The sequence below is a fragment of the Hyphobacterium vulgare genome (assembly GCF_042643335.1).
In the GTDB taxonomy this organism is placed as follows: Bacteria; Pseudomonadota; Alphaproteobacteria; order Caulobacterales; family Maricaulaceae; genus Hyphobacterium; species Hyphobacterium vulgare.
In genome coordinates this window covers 342358-362622 of record NZ_JBHRSV010000001.1, presented here as the reverse complement: position 1 = coordinate 362622, position 20265 = coordinate 342358, and the positions used below count along the sequence as shown (strand labels likewise).

19 protein-coding genes are annotated in these 20265 nt (G+C 65.5%); 6 read left to right on the top strand and 13 right to left on the bottom strand.

The genetic code is table 11. The annotated features are described in order from the left end of the window. Positions 1–161 precede the first annotated feature (161 nt). Together clpS and clpA are read left to right on the top strand one after the other, a co-directional pair. Positions 162–491: an ATP-dependent Clp protease adapter ClpS gene (gene clpS / locus ACFOOR_RS01845; RefSeq protein ID WP_343163453.1), complete on the top strand. Its 330-nt coding sequence runs from the start codon at positions 162–164 to the stop codon at positions 489–491. 4 nt (positions 492–495) lie between these two features. Further along, positions 496–2829: an ATP-dependent Clp protease ATP-binding subunit ClpA gene (gene clpA, locus ACFOOR_RS01840; RefSeq protein ID WP_343163454.1), complete on the top strand. Its 2334-nt coding sequence runs from the start codon at positions 496–498 to the stop codon at positions 2827–2829. 3 nt (positions 2830–2832) lie between these two features. Here the strand turns inward: clpA and ACFOOR_RS01835 are convergent, their stop codons facing one another. From ACFOOR_RS01835 to ACFOOR_RS01820, 4 genes are read right to left on the bottom strand one after another with little or no spacing between them, the layout of a single operon-like run. Next, the gene (locus tag ACFOOR_RS01835; protein WP_343163455.1) at positions 2833–3309 is read right to left on the bottom strand and encodes a hypothetical protein; all 477 of its coding nucleotides are present in this window, start codon (positions 3307–3309) and stop codon (positions 2833–2835) included. Then, the gene (locus tag ACFOOR_RS01830) at positions 3309–3743 is read right to left on the bottom strand and encodes an HIT family protein (RefSeq protein WP_343163456.1); all 435 of its coding nucleotides are present in this window, start codon (positions 3741–3743) and stop codon (positions 3309–3311) included. Before ACFOOR_RS01830 ends, ACFOOR_RS01835 begins: the two co-directional genes overlap by 1 nt. Positions 3744–3797: 54 nt before the next feature. Next, positions 3798–4949, bottom strand: coding sequence for a GNAT family N-acetyltransferase (locus ACFOOR_RS01825; protein ID WP_343163457.1), 1152 nt, complete (start codon positions 4947–4949; stop codon positions 3798–3800). Between the two features lie 40 nt (positions 4950–4989). Next, positions 4990–5454, bottom strand: a complete 465-nt coding sequence (locus ACFOOR_RS01820) for a RidA family protein (protein ID WP_343163458.1) — start codon at positions 5452–5454, stop codon at positions 4990–4992. 120 nt (positions 5455–5574) lie between these two features. Here ACFOOR_RS01820 and ACFOOR_RS01815 point away from each other — a divergent pair, with 120 nt between their 5' ends. Both ACFOOR_RS01815 and ACFOOR_RS01810 read left to right on the top strand, forming a co-directional pair. Beyond that, positions 5575–6435: an alpha/beta hydrolase family protein gene (locus tag ACFOOR_RS01815; protein ID WP_343163459.1), complete on the top strand. Its 861-nt coding sequence runs from the start codon at positions 5575–5577 to the stop codon at positions 6433–6435. 77 nt (positions 6436–6512) lie between these two features. After that, positions 6513–7085 (top strand): hypothetical protein, encoded by a 573-nt coding sequence (locus tag ACFOOR_RS01810; protein WP_343163460.1) that lies wholly within the window; start codon positions 6513–6515, stop codon positions 7083–7085. On the opposite strand, the gene ACFOOR_RS01805 is transcribed toward ACFOOR_RS01810, so the two are convergent. Together ACFOOR_RS01805 and ACFOOR_RS01800 are read right to left on the bottom strand one after the other, a co-directional pair. After that, a complete protein-coding gene (locus ACFOOR_RS01805; protein ID WP_343163461.1) occupies positions 7086–8378 on the bottom strand; it encodes a DNA polymerase IV in 1293 nt (430 codons plus the stop codon). Next, the gene (locus ACFOOR_RS01800; protein ID WP_343163462.1) at positions 8363–9238 is read right to left on the bottom strand and encodes an ROK family protein; all 876 of its coding nucleotides are present in this window, start codon (positions 9236–9238) and stop codon (positions 8363–8365) included. The genes ACFOOR_RS01805 and ACFOOR_RS01800 overlap by 16 nt, the downstream gene beginning before the upstream one ends. A 185-nt stretch (positions 9239–9423) precedes the next feature. On the opposite strand from ACFOOR_RS01800, the gene ACFOOR_RS01795 reads away from it, so the two are divergent. Next, positions 9424–9789: a response regulator gene (locus tag ACFOOR_RS01795; RefSeq protein ID WP_343163802.1), complete on the top strand. Its 366-nt coding sequence runs from the start codon at positions 9424–9426 to the stop codon at positions 9787–9789. Between the two features lie 12 nt (positions 9790–9801). Further along, positions 9802–11169, top strand: a complete 1368-nt coding sequence (locus ACFOOR_RS01790; RefSeq protein WP_343163463.1) for a PleD family two-component system response regulator — start codon at positions 9802–9804, stop codon at positions 11167–11169. A gap of 40 nt (positions 11170–11209) precedes the next feature. Here ACFOOR_RS01790 and rpmG read toward each other — a convergent pair whose 3' ends face one another. The 7 genes from rpmG to plsY all read right to left on the bottom strand — a co-directional run bounded on the left by rpmG (position 11210) and on the right by plsY (position 20252). Then, a complete protein-coding gene (gene rpmG, locus ACFOOR_RS01785; RefSeq protein ID WP_039718003.1) occupies positions 11210–11377 on the bottom strand; it encodes a 50S ribosomal protein L33 in 168 nt (55 codons plus the stop codon). Positions 11378–11461: 84 nt separating this feature from the next. Continuing rightward, complete coding sequence (locus ACFOOR_RS01780; protein WP_343163464.1) at positions 11462–12640, bottom strand: MFS transporter; 1179 nt, start codon at positions 12638–12640, stop codon at positions 11462–11464. Between the two features lie 39 nt (positions 12641–12679). Further along, positions 12680–13336 carry an NUDIX hydrolase gene (locus ACFOOR_RS01775; RefSeq protein ID WP_343163465.1) on the bottom strand — a complete coding sequence of 219 codons (657 nt, stop codon included), beginning with the start codon at positions 13334–13336 and terminating at the stop codon, positions 12680–12682. Beyond that, a complete protein-coding gene (gene rnr / locus ACFOOR_RS01770; protein ID WP_343163466.1) occupies positions 13333–15624 on the bottom strand; it encodes a ribonuclease R in 2292 nt (763 codons plus the stop codon). The genes ACFOOR_RS01775 and rnr overlap by 4 nt, the downstream gene beginning before the upstream one ends. A 9-nt stretch (positions 15625–15633) precedes the next feature. Further along, on the bottom strand, positions 15634–18216 hold the full coding sequence (topA, locus tag ACFOOR_RS01765; RefSeq protein ID WP_343163467.1) for a type I DNA topoisomerase: 2583 nt from the start codon (positions 18214–18216) through the stop codon (positions 15634–15636). Positions 18217–18552: 336 nt separating this feature from the next. After that, a complete protein-coding gene (gene dprA / locus ACFOOR_RS01760; RefSeq protein ID WP_343163468.1) occupies positions 18553–19650 on the bottom strand; it encodes a DNA-processing protein DprA in 1098 nt (365 codons plus the stop codon). Continuing rightward, positions 19647–20252, bottom strand: coding sequence for a glycerol-3-phosphate 1-O-acyltransferase PlsY (gene plsY / locus ACFOOR_RS01755; RefSeq protein ID WP_343163469.1), 606 nt, complete (start codon positions 20250–20252; stop codon positions 19647–19649). The genes dprA and plsY overlap by 4 nt, the downstream gene beginning before the upstream one ends. Between the last annotated feature and the right edge of the window lie 13 nt (positions 20253–20265).

The window sequence follows — 20265 nt, the reverse complement described above, 5'->3', positions numbered from 1 at the left end:
CCGACTTAACAAGTGTACCTCCCCGACTGGCCCGGCACCCTCAGGTGCCGGGCCTTTTCTTTTGGTCGATCAGCACCGCTTTTCCCGTGTTTCGCACAGCTGGGGGCTTCCCCAAGGGGGCGGGTTGCCTATCTACTAGGACCGGACCGCAGGCGGATTCGATGACTGAACGCGAGAAAGGCCCAGCAGCACCGGGACGCGAAACAGGCGTTGCCACGCGAACGCGCCCGAAGACCAAGAAACCGACACTTTATCGGGTTCTGCTGCTGAACGACGACTACACGCCGATGGAGTTCGTGGTGGAGGTGCTGGTGCGCATCTTCAACAAGACGCCGGAGGATGCGGCCCGGATCATGCTTCATGTTCACCAGAATGGTGTCGGAGTGTGCGGCGTGTTCACATACGAAGTGGCCGAAACGAAAGTCGCCCAGGTCATGGACGCCGCGCGCCGCGCGCAGCATCCTCTGCAATGCACGATGGAAAAGGAATAGTTCGTTGCCCTCCTTCTCACCCGCTCTCGAAGACTCGCTCCACCGCGCCCTCGGCTTTGCCAATGAGCGCGGCCATGAATACGCGACGCTGGAGCACCTGCTGCTTGCCCTTGTCGACGACGAGGATGCGGGCGCGGTGATGCGGGCGTGCGAGCTCGATCTCGAAGAGCTTCGGGCGACTTTGACCGATTATGTCGACAACGAGCTGGGTGAGCTTGTGGTCGATGACGACGAGGACGCCAAGCCCACTGCCGGATTCCAGCGCGTGATCCAGCGCGCCGTGATCCATGTCCAGAATGCCGGGCGGGAGGAAGTGACCGGGGCGAATGTGCTGGTCGCGATCTTTGCAGAGCGCGAGAGCCACGCCGCCTACTTCCTCGCCGAGCGCGACATGACCCGGTATGATGCGGTGAATTTCATCTCGCACGGCATCGCGAAGAAGGCCGGTGCCGCCGAGCCGCGCGCAGTGCGCGGCGCCTCGGAGGGCGAGGGCGAAACGCCGGGAGCCGCCAAAAGCGACGGCGACGCGCTGAAATCCTACTGCATCAATCTCAACGAGAAGGCCCGCAAGGGCGATGTCGATCCGCTGATCGGACGCGAGTCCGAGGTGGAGCGCTGCGTTCAGGTGCTGTGCCGCCGGCGCAAGAACAACCCGCTTCTGGTCGGCGATCCCGGCGTCGGCAAGACCGCGATCGCGGAGGGCCTGGCACGCAAGATCGTCGAGGGCGATGTTCCCGACGTGCTCGAGGACGCGACGATCTACTCGCTCGACATGGGCACGTTGCTCGCCGGCACGCGCTATCGCGGCGATTTCGAGGAACGCGTCAAACAGGTCGTGAAGGAGCTGGAGCAGCTCGACAATGCGGTGCTGTTCATCGACGAGATCCACACCGTGATCGGGGCCGGCGCCACGTCGGGCGGGGCGATGGATGCGTCGAACCTGCTCAAGCCCGCGCTGCAGTCGGGCACGCTGCGCTGTATGGGGTCGACCACCTACAAGGAATACCGCCAGCATTTCGAGAAGGACCGGGCCCTGGCCCGGCGTTTCCAGAAGATCGACGTGGTCGAACCGTCCGTGGCCGACACGATCAAGATCCTTCAGGGGTTGAAGACCTATTTCGAGGACTTCCACGACGTGAAGTTCACGAATGAGGCGCTGAAGACCGCGGTGGAACTATCGGCGCGCTATATCGGCGACCGCAAACTGCCGGACAAGGCGATTGACGTGATCGACGAGGCCGGGGCGCGGATGCGTCTCCTGCCGGCGTCGAAGCGCAAGAAGACGATCAACGTCAAGGAGATCGAGGACGTGGTGTCGAAGATCGCCCGCATCCCCGCCAAGACGGTGACGCAGGACGACGCGATCGCGCTGAAGTCGCTCGACAATGACCTGAAACGCGTCGTGTTCGGCCAGGACGAAGCGATCGAGAAGCTGTCCGCCGCGATCAAGCTGGCCCGTGCGGGCCTGCGCGAGCCGGAAAAGCCGATCGGCAATTATCTGTTCTCCGGTCCGACCGGTGTCGGCAAGACCGAGGTGGCGCGCCAGCTGGCCTCGATCCTCGGCGTCGAACTCGTGCGCTTCGACATGTCGGAATACATGGAACGCCACACGGTCAGCCGCCTGCTCGGCGCGCCTCCGGGCTATGTCGGCTACGACCAGGGCGGGCTGCTGACCGACGCCATCGACCAGCATCCGCATTGCGTGCTGCTGCTCGACGAGATCGAGAAGGCGCACCCGGACCTGTTCAACGTCCTGCTTCAGGTCATGGACCATGGAACGCTGACCGATGCGAATGGCCGCAAGGTCGATTTCCGCAATGTCGTGCTGATCATGACAACGAATGCGGGCGCGTCCGATGCAGCCAAGGAGGCCATCGGCTTTGGCCGCGACCGCCGGGAAGGCGAGGACCAGGCGGCCATCGAGAAGCTGTTCACGCCGGAATTCCGCAACCGCCTCGACGCGATCATTCCGTTCGCGGGCCTGTCGCAGAAAATCGTCGGCCGTGTGGTCGAGAAATTCGTGCTGCAGCTGGAAGCCCAGCTGTCCGATCGTGGCGTGACCTTCGAATTGAGCGAGGCGGCGACGGAATGGCTGGCGCAGCGCGGCTATGACGAGAAATTCGGTGCCCGGCCGTTGTCCCGCGTGATCCAAGAGTACATCAAGAAGCCGCTCGCCGAGGAGATCCTCTTCGGGCAGCTGAAGGAAGGCGGACTGGTGAAGGTGGATGTCGATGCGGCCGATGCCGGCCGGCTCGATTTCGACATCACGCCGGGCGACCGGATCAATCCGAAGAAGTCCGGCGGCAAGTCGAAGAAGTCGAAGGAACCGGTGCGTTAGCCGTCAGGCGACCGTGCCGTCTGACGGGGCGTAGATTTCTGCCAGATAGCGCCGCAGGTCGGGTTTTTCCGGCCAGGCGAGGATGTGGCGGACATAGGCGTCGCGTTCCGCCGCGATGATCTGCAGGTCCCAGACGCAGATCGATTCGTGCTCATTGGCGGGGCGCCAGCCCTGGCCTTCGTCGACGACGACGCGGATCGGCAACTCGTTTTCCCGGTCCCACCAGGCGATCACGACATGGTTCTGGTCGCGGCCCTGGTGGCGGATCACGATGGCCGCGCCGGGCCGGTCGTCCGCGATAGCGGGAGTGGGCAAAAGGCCGCGGGCCATTGCCTCGCCTTCGACGAAGCGGGGATCATCCATCGCCGAGCCGTCCCAGGACAGCGAGTAGCGCTTGAACTGCCAGCCATCGGTTTCCTCAAGCCCGTCATAGACGACGGTGCGGGCGGCATAACGGTGGTGAACCCTGAACTGTCCCATCAGTCGGTGAGGGCTCCTGCGATCCGTTCGGCCTGCGCCTTCAACTCGTCCATGTCGGCTTGCGTTCCGCCATGGCGGCCGAGCGGCTTGTCCTCCCAGCGCGGGATGATGTGGAAGTGGATGTGAAACACGGTCTGCCCGGCCGGCGCGCCGTTGAACTGGGTGATCACGATGCCGTCGGGATCGAGCGCGGTCCGGACCGCCGTTGCGATCTTCTTCACCCGAACCATGGCGGCCTGCAGCGCGTCGTCGTCGAGGTCGAGCAGGTTGCGTGCGGGCGATTTCGGAACGACCAGCGTATGCCCCGGCGATTGCGGGAAAATGTCCATGAAGGCGAGGACGGCATCGTCCTCATAGACCTTCACGCAGGGCATCTCGCCCTTCAGGATTTTCGCGAAGATATTGCCGCTGTCATAGGCGCCGTCGAGGCTCATGGCCGGACTCCGGATTGGTGACTCCTGTCCAGACTATCGCCCTCATGCGTGCGTTCAACCGGTGGCATCCGCCTTGAACGGGCTTTCCGCGTCGATCGCGGCGATCTCGTATTCGACCGCTTCGCGCTCGCGATCGAGATAGTCGGCGACGGCCGCGCGGAAGCCCGGATCGGCGATGAAGTGGGCGGAGTGGACCGCCGTGGGGCGGAAGCCGCGCGCCAGCTTGTGCTCGCCCTGCGCGCCGGATTCGAAGCGCGAAAGGCCGCGCTCGATCGCGAATTCGATGCCCTGATGGTAACAGAGCTCGAAATGCAGGGCCGGGCGATCATCGAGCCTGCCCCAGTAGCGGCCGTAGAGCGCGTGCGATCCGACGAAGTTGAGCGCCGCCGCGATATAGCGCCCGTCATGCTTCGCCATCACCATGAGGATGTCGTCCGCCATCCTTGGATGGATCAGGTCGAAGAAGGTGCGGTTGAGATAGGGCGAACCCCATTTCCGGCTGCCGGTCTCCTGATAGCAGGCGAAGAAGACATCCCAGTGCCCGGCGGTCAGATCGGCGCCGGACAGGCGTTCGATTTCGATCCCGTCCTGCGCGTCGCGGCGTTCCTTCTTCAGCGCCTTGCGCTTGCGCGAGGACAGGTCGGCGAGGAAGTCGTCATAGGTCGCATAGCCGCGGTTTTCCCAGATGAATTGCCGGTCGGTGCGCGCCAGCAGGCCGGCCCCGTTCAGGGCTTCGCGGTCGGTCGTCGACGGGAAATTCACATGCCAGGACGAGACGCCCCATTGCCCGGCCAGCTGGCGCGCGCCATCGATCAGCGCGCGGCGGACGTCCGGGTCAGGCGACAGCAGGCGCCGCCCGGTGACCGGGGTGAACGGGATGGCGGTCAGGAGTTTCGGGTAGTATCGCCCGCCCGCGCGCTCATAGGCGTCGGCCCAGGCATGGTCGAACACGTATTCGCCCATGGAATGGGTCTTGGCGTAAAGCGGCATCACGCCGAGCAGGCGTCCGTCCTCGTCTTCGGCGAGCAGGTGACGCGGCAGCCAGCCGGTTTCGTCGCCGACGCATCCCGAGGCTTCCAGCGCTTCGAGAAACGCCCAGCTCAGGAAGGGGTCGCGCTCCTCGCCCGGCGGGTTCGCGAGCGCGTCCCAAGCCTCGGGGTCGACACCGGACAGGCCCGGCACGGCTTTGATCGTCAGGGAGGTCACCCCCCTGATCTAGTGCGCTCTGCGGGAGCCGGGAAGGGGGCTATTCCGCCACCTCGATCACCGCATCGATCTCCACCGCTGCACCGAGGGGCAGGACCGGGCAGGACACTGCCGAGCGGGCGTGGCGGCCGGCATCGCCAAAGGCCGCGACCATCAGGTCGGAGCAGCCATTGATGACTTTCGGGATGTCGGTGAAGTCCGGCGCGGCGCAGACGAAGCCGCCCAGCTTCACCACGCGCACGACTTTCGACAAATCGCCGCCGCAAGCGGCCTTGAACTGGGCGATCAGGTTGATGGCGCAAAGCCGGGCGGCGGCCTGGCCGGCCTCGATATCCATGTCGTCGCCGAGACGGCCCTTCACCAGCCCGTCGGGCCCCATGGAGATCTGACCCGAAACGAAGACCTGATTTCCCGAACGCACCCAGGGCACGTAATTGGCGACCGGGGCGACCGGCGCAGGCAGGGTGATGCCCAGTTCGGACAGACGGCGTTCGGCGTCGGACATGGTGTGTCTCCCTCGGGTATGAAACCGGAATAGGCGCAGACGCCGGTCCGGTGCAAGCGGCTTGACTTGACGCGCGCGTCATCCGGCACAGTGCGGCCCGTCCTTCCCGGAGCGCCTGCGATGAGCGGTATCACGACCCGATCCCTGACACTCGAAGCACTCGACGGTTATCCGCTGTCGGCGCTGAGCATCGTGCCGGAACAGCCCAAGGCCGCGGTCCTGATCTCGTCGGGGACGGGTTTCCCGAAGGAATTCTACCGACGATTCGCCGAGGCTGGAGCGGCACGCGGCTATGCCTGTCTTCTCTATGACTATCGCGGGATAGCCGGGTCGGCGCCGAAGCGGCTGCGCGGTTTCAGGGCGTCGACGGTGATGTGGGGCAAGCGCGACATGCCCGCCGCGATCAATGCCGCTATCGCGTTGGCGCCGGGCAAGCCCCTGTTCACGGCGGGACACAGTGTCGGCGGGCATCTGATCGGCTTCTGTCCGAACAGCGACCGGGCGCGGGCGCATGCCTTCATCAATGTCGGGTCGGGCTATTGGGGTCAGCACAAGCCCCATTACCGCCCGCAGGTCCTGTTCTTCTGGCTGGTCTATGGCCCGGCATGCCTGGCCGCGCTGGGACATATTCCGGCGGGCGGGCCGTGGGGCGGGACGGCGCTTCCGAAGGGCGTCTTCACCCAGTGGCGGCGCTGGTGCTTCAATCCGCGCTATTATGGCGGCGAACTCGACCGGCTGCTGCCGAACTGGTTCGCTCGCGTCCGGCAGCCGATCCGGTCGTGGGGCATGACGGACGATCCGATCGCGACCCAGGCTGCGTCGGAAACGATCCTGCGCCTCTATGAGAACGCAGTATCCGAGGAAGTGTGGCTGTCGCCAGGTGATCTGGGACAGGCATCGGTCGGCCATCAGGGCCTGTTCACACGCAAGGGCGAAGCCTTCTGGCCTCAGCCCTATGACTGGTTCGACAGCCAGCTTTAGCGCGCGGCGGCAGTCCGGCACTTGATTGCGCGACCACCGCGGTTCCATCATGCGGGCCGGGACCGGTGGGGGGATGGATGCGATTACTGACAGGGTTTGTGTTGTCGATTGCCTTGGCGGGCACCGCGTTCGCGCAGGAAGACGGGTGCGCCTATGATGCGCAGGTCTTTGCGGTCCAGGGCTATGAGACATTCAACACGACGGCCGATGGCTGGCAGGCGCTTGCCATCAACGATTGCTATGTCGAGGCCGCCGAGGCGATTTCCGGCTGGCACCGGACGCATGCGGCCACGCTGACGGCGGAGCAATTGCGGACCCTGACCTGGAATGCCGGTCTGATGCGCGGCGCCGGCGGCGATTACCAGTCGGCCATCTTCCTGTTCCGGCAGACGTTTCCGGAGCGCGGCGAAAATGCGGCCCAGCATTACTATACCTATGCGATGATCGCCTTCCTCGAACGTGACCGCGACGGCCTGCAGCGCATTCGCGACGCCCTGGCCAGCATGCCCGCGCCGGAAGGTGGTTTGCCGGATGGTGCGGAGTGGCCGCCGAACCTGCAATCGGTCGACAATCTGGTGACCTGTTTCGACAGCCCGTTCGGCTGGGCGATCGTCGGATATTGCGGCGACGAGGTCGAAGCGGCCGAGTAGTCAGTCGCGCTTGGGATCCGGTAATCCGCGCCCCTTGATGATCGCACTGCCACCGAATCTGGCCCGCGCGGCATCCATCGCGCGTTCCGCTGCGGCGCGCTTGGTCGCACCCGGGTCGAGCAGATCGGCGGCATCGCCTCCCGCTGTTTCGAGACCCGACAGGCCGATGCCAATCAGACGAAAGCGCGTTCCGTCAGCTTCCTTCGCCAACAATTCGCGGCCGACGCGGAACAGTGTGTCGGCCAGCTGGGTCGGGGCGTTGAGTGTGCGGCGCCGGGTGACAGACTTGAAATCGGCGGATTTGAGTTTCAGCGTCACCACACTGCCGGAGGTCGCCTTGGCCTTGGCGGCGTCAGCCACTTTCACGCATAGCGACCAGAGTTGTCTTTCGAGTACCACGAGTTCCGAAATGTCGGAGTTGAACGTGGTTTCCGACGAAATACTCTTGCGCTCCCGGTCCGGCCTGACCTTGCGGCTGTCCTCGCCTCGGGCGAGCCGCGCGAGGTGCAGACCCGACTCGCCGTAGCGTGCGGCCATGGTCCGGTCGTCGATGCGCCGGATCTGCGACAGGGTTCGAAGCCCGTCGCGCTCAAGGCGCGAAGCGAAGGCGGGACCGACGCCATAGACGCTGCCGACCGGGCGCGGGGCCAGGAAATCGAGCGTCTCGGCCTTGCCGATCACGGCGAAGCCATCCGGCTTGTCGAGGTCGGACGCGGTCTTGGCGAGAAACTTGTTGTGCGACAGTCCGACCGAGACCGTGATCCCGACCTCCTGCCGGATCCGGCGTTGCAGCCGAAGCAGGCTGAGCGCGGGCGACGCGCCGTGCAGCCGCCGCGTCCCGGTCAGATCGAGGAAGGCCTCGTCGATCGACAGGGGTTCGACCATGGGAGTGAGGTCGAACATCATGTCGCGGATCCGCTTTCCCTCGGCGGCATAGACGCTGCCGCGCGGCTTCACGACGACGGCATCGGGGCACAGCCGCAGGGCCTGGAACATGGGCATCGCCGATTTCACGCCGTACAGGCGCGCGACATAGCAGGCGGTCGCGACCACGCCGCGCTGGCGGCCGCCGATGATCACCGGCTTGTCCTCGAGCGCGGGGTCGTCCCGCTTCTCGATCGCGGCATAGAAGGCATCGCAGTCGATGTGCGCGATCGACAGGGTTTCGAGTTCGGGGTGACGCAGGAGCCGGCGCGACCCGCAGGCCGGGCAGGTCTTGCGCGGCTCCGGCGGCAATGGCGCCAGGCAGGTCCGGCAATAGCCGGGCGCAGGGGGCGTCAGTTCGCCGGCCATAGCCAGGCCGCTCCGCGAACGCCGCTGGAATCGCCATGCAGGTGACGGCGTACAAGCGTCGTCACCCGGTCGTTGAAGACATGCCGGGGCAGGGCGGATTCGACCGCTTCGGCGAGCCCGGGCGTGTTCGATACCCCGCCGCCCAGCACGATCACTTCCGGGTCAAGGAGGTTCACGACGTGTGCGAGGGCCCGGGCCAGACGCGAGGCATAGCGGTCGAATTCCTCAGGATGCGCCAGAATTTCTGACGGGGTCATTGTCTCCCCCGTTCGTCCGTAGCGGTCGGCGGCGATGCCTGGCCCCGACAGCCAGGTTTCGATACAGCCCGATTGTCCGCACCAGCAATCCGGCCCGGGAAACTCGTCCGGCAGCAACCAGGGCAGGGGATTGTGACCCCATTCGCCGGCAATGCCCTGGGCGCCTGCCAGGAGTTGGCCATCGACGACCATGCCGCCGCCGACCCCGGTGCCGAGGATCACTCCGAACACGCTTGCCGCGCCGGCTCCACTCCCGTCGATCGCCTCCGACAGCGCAAAACAGTTCGCGTCATTCGACAGGCGCACCTCGCGCTCCAGGGCCGCGGACAGGTCGGCGCGCAGGGACCGGCCGTTCAGCCAGGTCGAGTTGGCGCCGCGAATCAGTCCCGAATCGCGGTCCTCCGATCCGGGGTGGCCGACCCCCACCGGGCAGGTTTCTGCAGCTTGCGGCTGCAATTCACCGACAAGTCCGGTCAGGGCGTTCACCATGCCCTGATAGGAGGCCGGCGTCGAAATGCGTTTGCGGGACTGGATGTTTCCGGCCGAATCCATCGTTGCGGCTTCGATTTTGGTGCCGCCAAGATCAATCCCGATCCGGATCATGCTTTTGCCACCAACCGCCTTATGATTAACATCAGCGTTCTTATCTTGTTCCGGAAAGGGAGAAAAGCGCGGCGCCGACTCATTCTTTGTTTAGGAAGATCGGCTTGAATGTCACGCGGGGTGTCATAAGGCGCATAAGAACCGCGCCACCATCGCGAAGGACGTTTCAGCGCATGCTTCAGGTCATGTCGAAGAAAGTTCTCATCGTCGAGGACAACGAGCTGAACATGAAGCTGTTTCATGATCTGCTCGAAGCGCATGGCTATGAGGTCACCGGAACCCGTGACGGCCTCAAGGCCCTGGAAATGGCGCGCGAGCACCGGCCCGATCTGATCCTGATGGATATCCAGCTCCCGGAAGTTTCCGGACTGGAAGTCACGAAATGGATCAAGGAAGACGACGAGCTGGCCGCGATCCCCGTTGTCGCGGTTACCGCCTTCGCGATGAAGGGCGATGAGGACCGGATTCGTGCCGGCGGCTGCGAAGCCTATCTCTCCAAGCCGATCACGGTCTCGACCTTCATCGAAACCGTCCAGAAATTCCTCAGCTAGGGGGCGGGCAAGATGAGTGCGCGCATCCTGGTCGTTGACGATCAAGAGCCGAATGTCCGCCTGCTCGAAGCCAAGCTGAAGGCCGAATATTTCGAAGTGATCACGGCAACGTCCGGCGCGAAGGCCATCGAGGCCGCGCGCAAGGACCAGCCGGATGTGATCCTGCTCGACGTGATGATGCCGGAGATGAACGGTTTCGAAGTGTGCCGGCGTCTCAAGGCGGATGGCGCGACCCGGCATATCCCGATCGTCATGGTCACGGCGCTCGATCAGCGCGAGGATCGCGTGGCGGGTCTGGAATGCGGCGCCGACGATTTCCTGACAAAGCCGGTCGACGACGTGACGCTGTTCGCGCGTGTGCGCTCGCTGTTGCGCCTGAAAGTGGTGCTCGACGAACTGCGCATCCGCGAAGTGAACGCTCCTGCCGACTTTCTTGTCGGAGAGGCCGAAAACCCCGCAGGCAACTGGATTCTCGTCGTGGCCGGGGACGCCCGCGCCGGCGAACATCTGAGGATGAAACTGCCATCGAGCGTGCAGTCCAAGGTGGTGACCGATCCGGGCCTGGCCAGCCGGGTTGCGGTCAGCGGCATCGACCTGATGCTGATCGATCTCACAACGAGCCAGTTCGACGGGCTGCGCCTGTGCGCGCGGGTGCGTTCCGAGGCAGCGACACGTCATGTCCCCATCGTCGCCGTGGTGAGCCCGGACGAGATCGAACGCAGCGTTCGCGCGCTTGATCTCGGCGTGAATGACATCATTCACCGTCCGGTCGACTCCGGAGAGCTGAACGCCCGTGTTGCGACGCAATTACGGCGCAAGAATTATGCGGACCGCCTTCGCAATCGGCTCGACGAGAGCCTTGAAATGGCGATCACCGACCCGCTGACCGGTCTGCACAATCGGCGCTATTTCGCATCGCGCCTGCAGCAGATGGTCGAAGCCCGTGCCAATGGCGGCCCGCCCTGCGCGGTGCTGATCGCCGACCTCGATCATTTCAAGCGGATCAATGACACGCACGGTCATGCGGGCGGCGACGCAATCCTGACCCAGTTTTCCGACCGCTTGCGCGGCGGGTTGCGGGCGATGGATATCGCGGCACGTTACGGCGGTGAGGAATTCGTGCTGGCGATGCCGGAAACCGATCTGCAGCAGGGGATCGTCGCGGCGGAGCGGCTGCGCAAGGCCGTGGCGAAGGACTGCTTCCGCCTGTCGGACGGCGATGTCGCCAAGGCCGTGACGGTTTCGGTCGGCGTTGCCGAGGTCTTCCCGGGCGAATCGCCGGAATCGGTGATGAAACGAGCTGATGCAGCGCTGTACCGCGCGAAGGCCGAGGGGCGGAATCGCACAGTGGCCGCCAAGCGTGAAAGCCGGGCGGCCTGAAAAGGCGACGGGAAGGCGGCGCGGCGGACCGCGCCGGACCTTACTTGATCTTGGCTTCCTTGAACTCGACGTGCTTCTTCGCGACCGGATCGTACTTCTTCAGCACGAGCTTCTCGGTCATCGTACGGGCATTCTTCTTCGTCACGTAGAAATAGCCCGTACCGGCGGTCGAGTTGAGGCGGATCTTGATGGTCGTCGGTTTGGCCATGACGAAAACACCCGAATAAGCTTAAGGCGCAGGGCAATGCCGCCCGGCGAGGAGCGGCGGAACATACGCATGGGCACGGGGTTGTCAACCGTTCCGGCTCTGCACGATGCGTGCGGTCAGCACTCCGATGAAGACCAGTGCGAAACCGGACAGGACGATCAGCACGCCTTGAGGGTCAACAATATCCATCGCCATGCCGGCCACGGGCGGTCCCGCGAAAGACCCGACGCCATAGGCCATGACGAAGGCGGCGTTGGCCGCGGCGATCGCGCCCCCGGTAAAGCGGTCGCCGATCATCGCCAGGCCCAGAGTGTAGAGCGTCGTCGCCAGCCCGACATAGACAAACATCACGGCATAGAGGGCGAGGGCGGTATTCCCGGCCATCCAGACGAAGGCCGGGCCGGCGAGGCAGACGAGGCTGACCGCGGCCACGACCGGGCGCTTGCCGATCGAGTCGGCCAGCCGACCGACCGGGACCTGCATCATGATGCCGCCGACCGCACCGCAGGCCATGATGATGCCGATGGCCGCTTCGGCGAGGCCGATCCGTACGCCATAGACCGGCATCAGCGAGAAGAAGATCGTCTCGGTTGCGCCGAACAGAAGTCCGGCCCCGATCGCGGTCGGTGCAATCGCCGCCGCCCGGAACATCGCCAGCGTTCCGGCATCGGACCGCGACGGAGGCTCGATCTCGGGGCCACGCAGGGCCATCACGGGGATGGTGCCGAGCGAGAACAGCAGCGTGCCGGCGATCCACGGTGCCCAGCCCTGGGAACCGAGCACTGACAGAAGCAGGCCGCCGAGGCCGAAGCCGCACGCCAGCGCGGTGGCATACATCGCCAGAATGGTGGCGCGCCGGGCCGGGGTGGCGATCTGGTTGATCCAGGTCTCCGACGCGACGAACACGATGGTGATCGCAACGCCCATCGCGAAGCGCAGGACGAACCACGCCGTCACGTCGGGGAAGATCCGGAAGAGTGGCAGGCAGACGGCGGCGAAAATCAGGCTCAGCACGATCAGCGGCCGACCCGGCAAGCGAGACAGCAGCCCCGGCACGAAGGGGGTGGCGATGATGGTCGAGAGCGCGGCCGCCGCGCCATTGAGGCCGACCAGCGCGCCCGATCCGGTCATCATTTCCAGATTGATCCCGATCACCGGCATCAGCAGCGTGAAGCCGCAACCGGACAGCGTCGCGCAAACGATCGCCGCTGCGAGAGAGCGATTGCGGGCGAAGTCTGGCGAGAGGAACAGCCGGGCGATCATGGCCGCGCTATAGCGGCCCTCGCCTGAATTGTCGCCTGCCTAGAGTGGATCGATGCGGACCTTGCGCGCGAGTTCGCGGATATGACGCGGCTGGGCCTTCGCATCCTTCAGCTGCCGGTCGAGTTCGTTGAGCACGAAACGGGTGACATGGGGCAGGGGCAGGTCGCAAGTCCTTTCGAACGGAACCCAGAGGATGTCTTCCAGTTCCGGATCGGTGATCTCGACACGCTCGTCGCACAGGGCCGAAGCCTCGGCGTGAAAGAACCAGGCATCGAAGCGGCGCACGCGTCCCGGCGGGGTGATCGCCCGCGCGATCAGGCGCAAGGCCGACAGGTCCGGCGCCACACCGTGCTGGCGGAACGGGGTCCAGGACGCGTGGCGGCTGCGAATCTCGGCGGGTGCCGCCAGCAAGTAACCGGTCTCTTCTGCCGTCTCGCGCACTGCAGCGACCGCGACGGCGCGCGCCCGGCGCTCGGGAAGCGATTTCGTCATGCAGCCGAGTACGGGATGCGGCAGGTCACCCGCGAGCGGGGCGAAGGCATCGGCCCGGTCGGCGCGGCCGCCCGGAAAGACATAGCGGTCGGGCATGAAGGCGTGCCTGGCGGAGCGCCGGCCCATCAGGATTTCGATGCTGTTGCCGGCCGGGCGCGTCAGGATCAGCGATCCAGCGAGCTTCGGACGCAGAAGCGGGGTCACCGGCGCTTGCCCTTTTTCGGCTTGCCGCCGGTCTTGCCGCCTTTCCGGCCAGCCGGACCGCCGCGGCCGCGATGCCCGCCGGGGCGGCCTCGCCCGCGTGCATGGCGCGGCGGCTTGCCGTCTTCCGGGGGCGTCGTCAGTTCCAGCAGCAGGCCGCCCGTGATCGGCGCGGCTTCAAGGATCCGGACCTTCACAGGCATGCCGAGGCGATAAGTGTCGCCGCTTCGTTCGCCGACCAGGGCATGAGCCGTCTCGTCATGGTGGAAACGCTCATGGCCCAGCTGGCTGATCGGGACGAGGCCGTCCGCGCCGGTCTCGTCCAGTCGGATGAAGGCCCCGAACCGGGTGACGCCTGTGATCCGTCCGGGAAACTCGCTGCCGACATGCTCCGACATGTAGAGCGCGACATAGCGGTCGACCGTGTCGCGTTCGGCGGCCATGGCCCGGCGTTCGGCGGCGGTGATGTCTTCCGCGATCGCCTCGAGCTGGCTCGCCTCGGCTTCGGTCTGGCCATCCTGGCCGAACTTGCCGGCGCGGATCAGGGCGCGATGGACGGTGAGGTCGGCATAGCGCCGGATCGGTGAGGTGAAGTGGGCGTAGCGGCGCAGGTTGAGACCGTAATGGCCCTGATTGTCCGGGGAGTAGACGGCCTGCGACTGGGTCCGCAGCACGACCTCGTTGATCGTCGCGTAATGCGGCGTGGACCTGGCGCGTTCGAGCAGGCGATTGAACCGCTCCGTGCGCGGGGTCTCGCCCTTGGCCCAGCTCATGTCCAGCGTACCGAGAAAGTCGGCCAGTGCCTGTAGTTTCTCGGCGCTCGGCGGTTCGTGGACCCGGTAGATCAGGGAGAGGCGCGCCTGCTCCAGCGTTTCCGCCGCGCAGACATTCGCCTGGATCATGCATTCCTCGATCAAGCGGTGGGCATCGAAGCGCTCACGGGTCTCGACGCCGATCACCTTGCCGTCCTCGCCGACGCGGACCTTGCGTTCCGGCGAGTCGATATCGAGCGGCTGGCGCTGCTCGCGCGCCTGTTTCAGCGCAGCATAGGCGCCCCAGAGCGGCCTCAGGACCGGTTCGAGCAGCGGTCCGGTCTTGTCGTCGGGCTTCCCGTCGATCGCAGTCTGCGCCTGGGTGTAGCTGAGCTTGGCCGCCGAGCGCATCCAGCCGCGCACGAAGCGGTGCGAGCGCTTGTGGCCGGTTTTGTCGAACACCATGCGGACGGCCATGCACGGCCGGTCCTCATTCTCCCGCAACGAGCACAGATCGTTTGACAGGCGTTCGGGCAGCATCGGCACGACCCGGTCAGGCAGATAGACCGAATTGCCGCGTTTGAGTGCGCCGCGGTCGAGCGCCGAACCCGGCGTGACATAGGCCGCAACATCGGCGATCGCGACAATGACAACCCAGCCGCCCTTGTTGCCGGGATCATCGTCCGGCGCGGCCCAGACGGCATCGTCATGGTCCTTGGCGTCGTCGGGATCGATGGTCACAAGCGGAATGGAGCGCAAATCCTCGCGATTGCCCTGGCTGGCGGGTTTCACGTCCCGGGCCTGACGGAACTCCTCCTCGCCGAATTCGGTGGGAATGCCGTGGGAATGCAAAGCGATCAGGCTGCCGGCGCCCGGTGAATCGGCGCGGCCGATGACCTCGATGATATGGGCCGGCTTCGGCCCGCCGCGGCGTTCGGCCTTCGCGATCCGGCAGAGGACCAGGTCGCCGTCCCTGGCCTTCTCGGCCTCGCCCTTCATCGGGACGAGATCGTCCTTCGACCGACGGTCGACCGGCTTCAGGGCGGGGCGGCCGCGATCCTTCCTGAGCACGCAGAGGATGGTGTGCGCGCTCTGGCCCAGCTTGCGGATCAGCCGCGCTTCCCAGCCGCCCTCATCGTCGCGTTCCAGCCGCACGAGCGCGCGGTCGCCAATGCCGAGCGCAGGACCGGAACGGCCACCCGAGCCTTCGCCCGGAGCCAGACGAATGCGGGCCGCCGGCGCGCCGGGCTTGGTCAGCCGGGCAAGGAGTTCGCCATCGGTATCACGGTCGTGAATTTCGACCACGGCGACGTCCGGAAGCGCATCCGACAACGCCCAGCCATTACGCCCCTCGCGGTGGATGGCGCGCTCGTCTTCGAGCATGCGCAGGGCGGTTTTCAGGAAGGCCTTCTGGTCGCCGGTGAGTTTCAGCTCCCGGGCGAGATCGCGCTTCGAGGCGCGGCCCTGGCCGAGGCGGATCGCCTCGAGCAGGGCATCGCGGGTGAAGCCGGTTTCCCTCGGATCAAAGTCCGTTGACAAGTTCTGTCTCTAGCCTTTTGCCTTCGCTGCAGTTTTCTTCTTGGCCGGAGCCTTCTTCTTCGGACTCGCAGCGGATTTGCCGGCTGGCTTCCGGCCACCCTTCTTGCCGCCCTTCGAGTCGCGCTCCTTGATGAGCTCGACGGCCTTTTCCAGGGTCACGTCTTCCGGCGCGAGCCCCTTGGGCAGGGTGGCATTGACCTTCTTCCATTTCACATAAGGACCGTAGCGGCCTTTCATGACACGGATCTGGTCACCGTCATATTCCCCCAATTCCTTCAAGGGTTCGGAGGTTGCACCGCGCCCGCCACCGGCTTTCTTCTCGGCAATCAGGGCCACCGCGCGGTTGAGACCGATTTCAAATACTTCTTCGATATCTGATACATTCGCATATGTCTTGCCGTGGCGCACGAATGGGCCATAGCGTCCGAGGCCCGCTTCTATCATCTCCCCGTCTTCCGGGTGGGGACCCACTTCGCGCGGCAGCGAGAGCAGTTTTGCCGCACGTTCGAGATTGATCGTGTCCCTGGACCAGCCCTTCGGCAGGGAGGAGCGCTTGGGCTTCTCCTCGCCGGCCACCGCCATCTCAAGGTAGGGCCCGAAGCGGCCGTCCTTCAGATAGATCGTTTCGCCCGTGACCGGGTCCTCGCCGAGTGCGCCGTCGCCTTCAGCGGCGGGCGCCTCGTCGGTCGCACCTAGCGGACGGGTGAACTTGCAGTCGGGATAGTTCGAACAGCCCACGAAGGCGCCGAACTTGCCGAGGCGGATCGACAACGTGCCCTGTTTGCACGACGGGCATTCGCGCGGATCGGTCCCGTCCTCACGCTCGGGGTAGATGTGCGGGGCAAGTGCCGTGTTGAGCGCTTCCAGCACCTCACCGATCCGCAAGTCGCCGATCTCGTTCACCGAGGCGGAGAATTGCGTCCAGAAATCGCGCAGCAGCTGCTTCCAGTCGAGATCGCCGGCTGAAACCTTGTCGAGTTGGTTTTCGAGTTCCGCGGTGAAATCGTATTCGACATAGCGCGAAAAGAAATTCTCGAGGAAGGCGGTGACGACCCGGCCCTTGTCCTCCGGAATGAAGCGGGTCTTGTCCATGCGGACATAGTCGCGTTCACGCAGCACGGTCAGGACGGAGGCATAAGTGGAAGGCCGGCCGATGCCGAGTTCTTCCATCTTCTTGACCAGGGACGCCTCGGTGTAACGCGGCGGCGGCTGGGTGAAATGCTGGTCGGCATGGGTTTTCTTGACGTCCGCCGGCGCGCCCTGGTCGACCCTGGGCAGGCGGGTATCGTTCTCGTCTTCCTCGTCGTCGCGGCCCTCGGTGTAAAGGGTGAGGAAGCCATCAAAGAGCAGGACCGACCCGGTCGCGCGCATGGCGAGCGTGCCGTCGGCATTCTCCATGTCGATCGTGGTGCGCTCGAAGCGCGCGCTTTCCATCTGGCTGGCGACGGCGCGCTTCCAGATCAGGGCGTAGAGCCTGGCCTCGTCGCCATCGAGATGCAGGTTTTCCGGCAGGCGCGAAAAGCTGGTCGGGCGGATCGCTTCGTGGGCTTCCTGCGCATTCTTCTGCTTCGAGGTGTACACGCGCGGGCTGGACGGCAGGTAGAGCGCGCCGTGGCGGTCGCCGATCACATGGCGGGCCTCGCTGATCGCCTCGCCGACCATGGAAATCCCGTCGGTCCGCATATAGGTGATCAGGCCGACCGTCTCGCCGCCGAGATTGACGCCTTCATAGAGTTTCTGCGCGGTGCGCATCGTGCGTTGCGCGTTGAAGCCCAGCTTGCGTGCGGCTTCCTGCTGCAGGGTCGAGGTCGTGAAGGGCGGTGCCGGATGGCGCTTGGTCGGCTTGGCCTCGACGGCACCGATCCTGAAGCTCGCGGCTTCGATCGCAGCGACGGCGGATTTCGCCATCGCCCGGTCGCCGATCGACATCTTGTCGATCTTCCTGCCCTCGAACTTCGTCAGGCGGGCGCGGAAGGAGTCCGACTTGCCCGAGACCATGTCGGCTTCAACCGACCAGTATTCCTCCGGACGGAATTTCTCGATCTCGAGTTCGCGGTCACAGACGAGGCGAAGGGCGACCGACTGCACCCGGCCGGCCGATCGCGCGCCCGGAAGCTTGCGCCAGAGCACCGGTGAGAGGGTGAAACCGACCAGGTAATCGAGCGCGCGGCGGGCGAGGTAGGCTTCGACCAGCTCCATGTCGATCGCGCGCGGATGCCGCATCGCTTCGGTGATCGCGGTCTTGGTGATGGCGTTGAAGGCGACGCGTTCGACCGCCACGCCTTTGAGCACCTTTCGCTTGGTCAGGGCTTCGAGCAGGTGCCAGGAAATCGCTTCGCCCTCGCGGTCCGGGTCGGTCGCCAGGATCAGCTTGTCGGCGCCCTTCACGGCGTCGGCGATGGCCTTGATCCGTTTCGCGGACGCCGGCTCGATCTCCCATTCCATTGCGAAATCGTCGTCGGGACGGACCGAGCCATCCTTGGGCGGCAAATCGCGGACATGGCCGAAGCTGGCGAGGACTTCGAAGTCCTTGCCGAGATATTTGTTGATGGTCTTGGCCTTGGCCGGGGATTCGACGACGACAACGTTCATTCTGATTCCGTTATGGAAAGCGGCTTCTACCGGTCGGGCAGCGGCGCGGGAACGTGGGGGAGGGTCAGGCAGGTGTCAACGGGCGGTTCGGCTTGCAAACTTAAATTCCATCATGCAAAAATACCCTCACAGGTAGAATATGGGGGACGGGATGCAACCGACCGGAGAGGCGGAGCGAGCGAATCTCGCGGCCGAGGCTGCAGACTTTACCGCTGAATTGCTGTCAGACCTTGCGGAGATTGCGCGAACGGCGGGGCTAAATCAGTCCGCCGCCGTGATCGGAGCTGCGATCGAGGTCATACGGCTTGAGTCGGCTGCAGCGCGAGGCCCGCAGTCCTAGGCCGACCTGACCTGTCCGCCCGGCGCGATCTCCGCCCGGCCGGCGAGCTCGAGTTCCACGAGTGCCGCCATCACCAGCTGAACCGGGCATCCGGCCGCTCGGGCCAGCTCATCGACGCTGACCGGTGAGGGTGACAGCAGTCCGGCCACGCGCTCCCGGACGGCGTCGACGTCGCTGTCATCCGGCCTTTCGCCATCGGAGGGCGGCGGCATCCATCCGTCACTGTCTTCCTCGGCGACGCGGCGCTTCAGTTGGCCGAGAATGTCGAGCACGTCGTCGGCGCTTTCGATCAGCGCGGCGCCTTCGCGGATCAGCTTGTTGGTGCCTTTGGCGCGAGGATCGAGCGGCGAACCGGGCGTCGCCATGACCTCGCGGTTCTGCTCGGCGGCGAGGCGGGCGGTAATCAGAGATCCGGATTTGAGCGCGGCCTCGACGACGACCGTGCCGAGCGACAGTCCGGAAATGATCCGGTTGCGGCGCGGAAAGTCGCGGGCGGTCGGCGACAGGCCGAAACGCGATTCCGTGACGAGACAGCCGCGCCGCGCGATCTCGGCTTGAAGCTCCCGGTGCTCCGGCGGGTAGATGTGGTTGATGCCCCCGGCCAGCACGGCGACCGTTCCGGTCTCCAGCGACCCGGTGTGGGCGGCCCCGTCGATGCCGCGCGCCAGACCTGAGACCACGGTGACGCCGCGCGCCCCCAGGCCCTGGGCCAGCTCCCGTGCGAACTTCATCCCGATGGCGGAGGCATTGCGCGACCCGACGATGGCGCAGGAGGGGCGGTCGAAGCCAAGTGGTCCCATCAGCGTCAGGACCGGGGGTGGCGGGTCGAGTTCCAGCAGGAGCGGGGGATAGTCCGCATCGGAGGCGATCGCGATGCGGGCGCCGAAATCCTCGGTCGCCGCGATCTCGCTTTCGGCCTCCTCGCGGGAGGGCATGCGCGGGGCCTGCGCGCGTCCGGCCTTGCGAGCGAGACCGGGCAGGGCGTCGAGCGCGGCCTCGGCTTCGCCAAACCGTTCGATCAGCTTGAAGAAGGTGACGGGACCAACCCCGTCGGTGCGGGCGAGCCGCAGCCAGGCGGTGCGGTTTGCGCTCACGCCTTGGCACCGCCGATCTTCGGCTCGCTGCCGTCCAGCAGGCGGGCGATGTTGGCGCGGTGCCGCCAGTAGATGATGGCGGCGAGGAAGAGGCAGAGGATCCCCACGTCACCGCGTCCGAAGGCGTAAGCGATGATGGGAGAGGCGGCCGCAGCCACCAAAGCACTGAGCGAGGAAATCCGCATCATCAGCGCCATGCCGATCCAGGTCAGCGCGGCCAGCACGCCGACCGGCCAGGCGACGGCGAGGATGGTGCCGTAGAAGGTCGCGACACCCTTGCCGCCCTTGAATCCCAGCCAGACCGGGAAGCAGTGGCCGAAGAATGCCGCGCCGCCGGCAACGAGGCCCGCCTCGGTCCCGATCAGCCAGGTAAAGATCAGCGCTGCGAGACCCGCCTTGCCCGCGTCGAGTACCAGCGTGGCGAGGGCGAGATCCTTGCGGCCCGTGCGCAGCACATTGGTCGCGCCGATATTGCCCGAGCCGATCTGGCGGATGTCGCCCAGGCCCGCCAGATTCGTGATGACAAGGCCGAAGGGGATGGAGCCGAGAAGATAGCCGCCGCCCGCGGCCAGGGTCATCGCTGCCAGCGTCCAGATCGACATTTGCGCTCGCCTT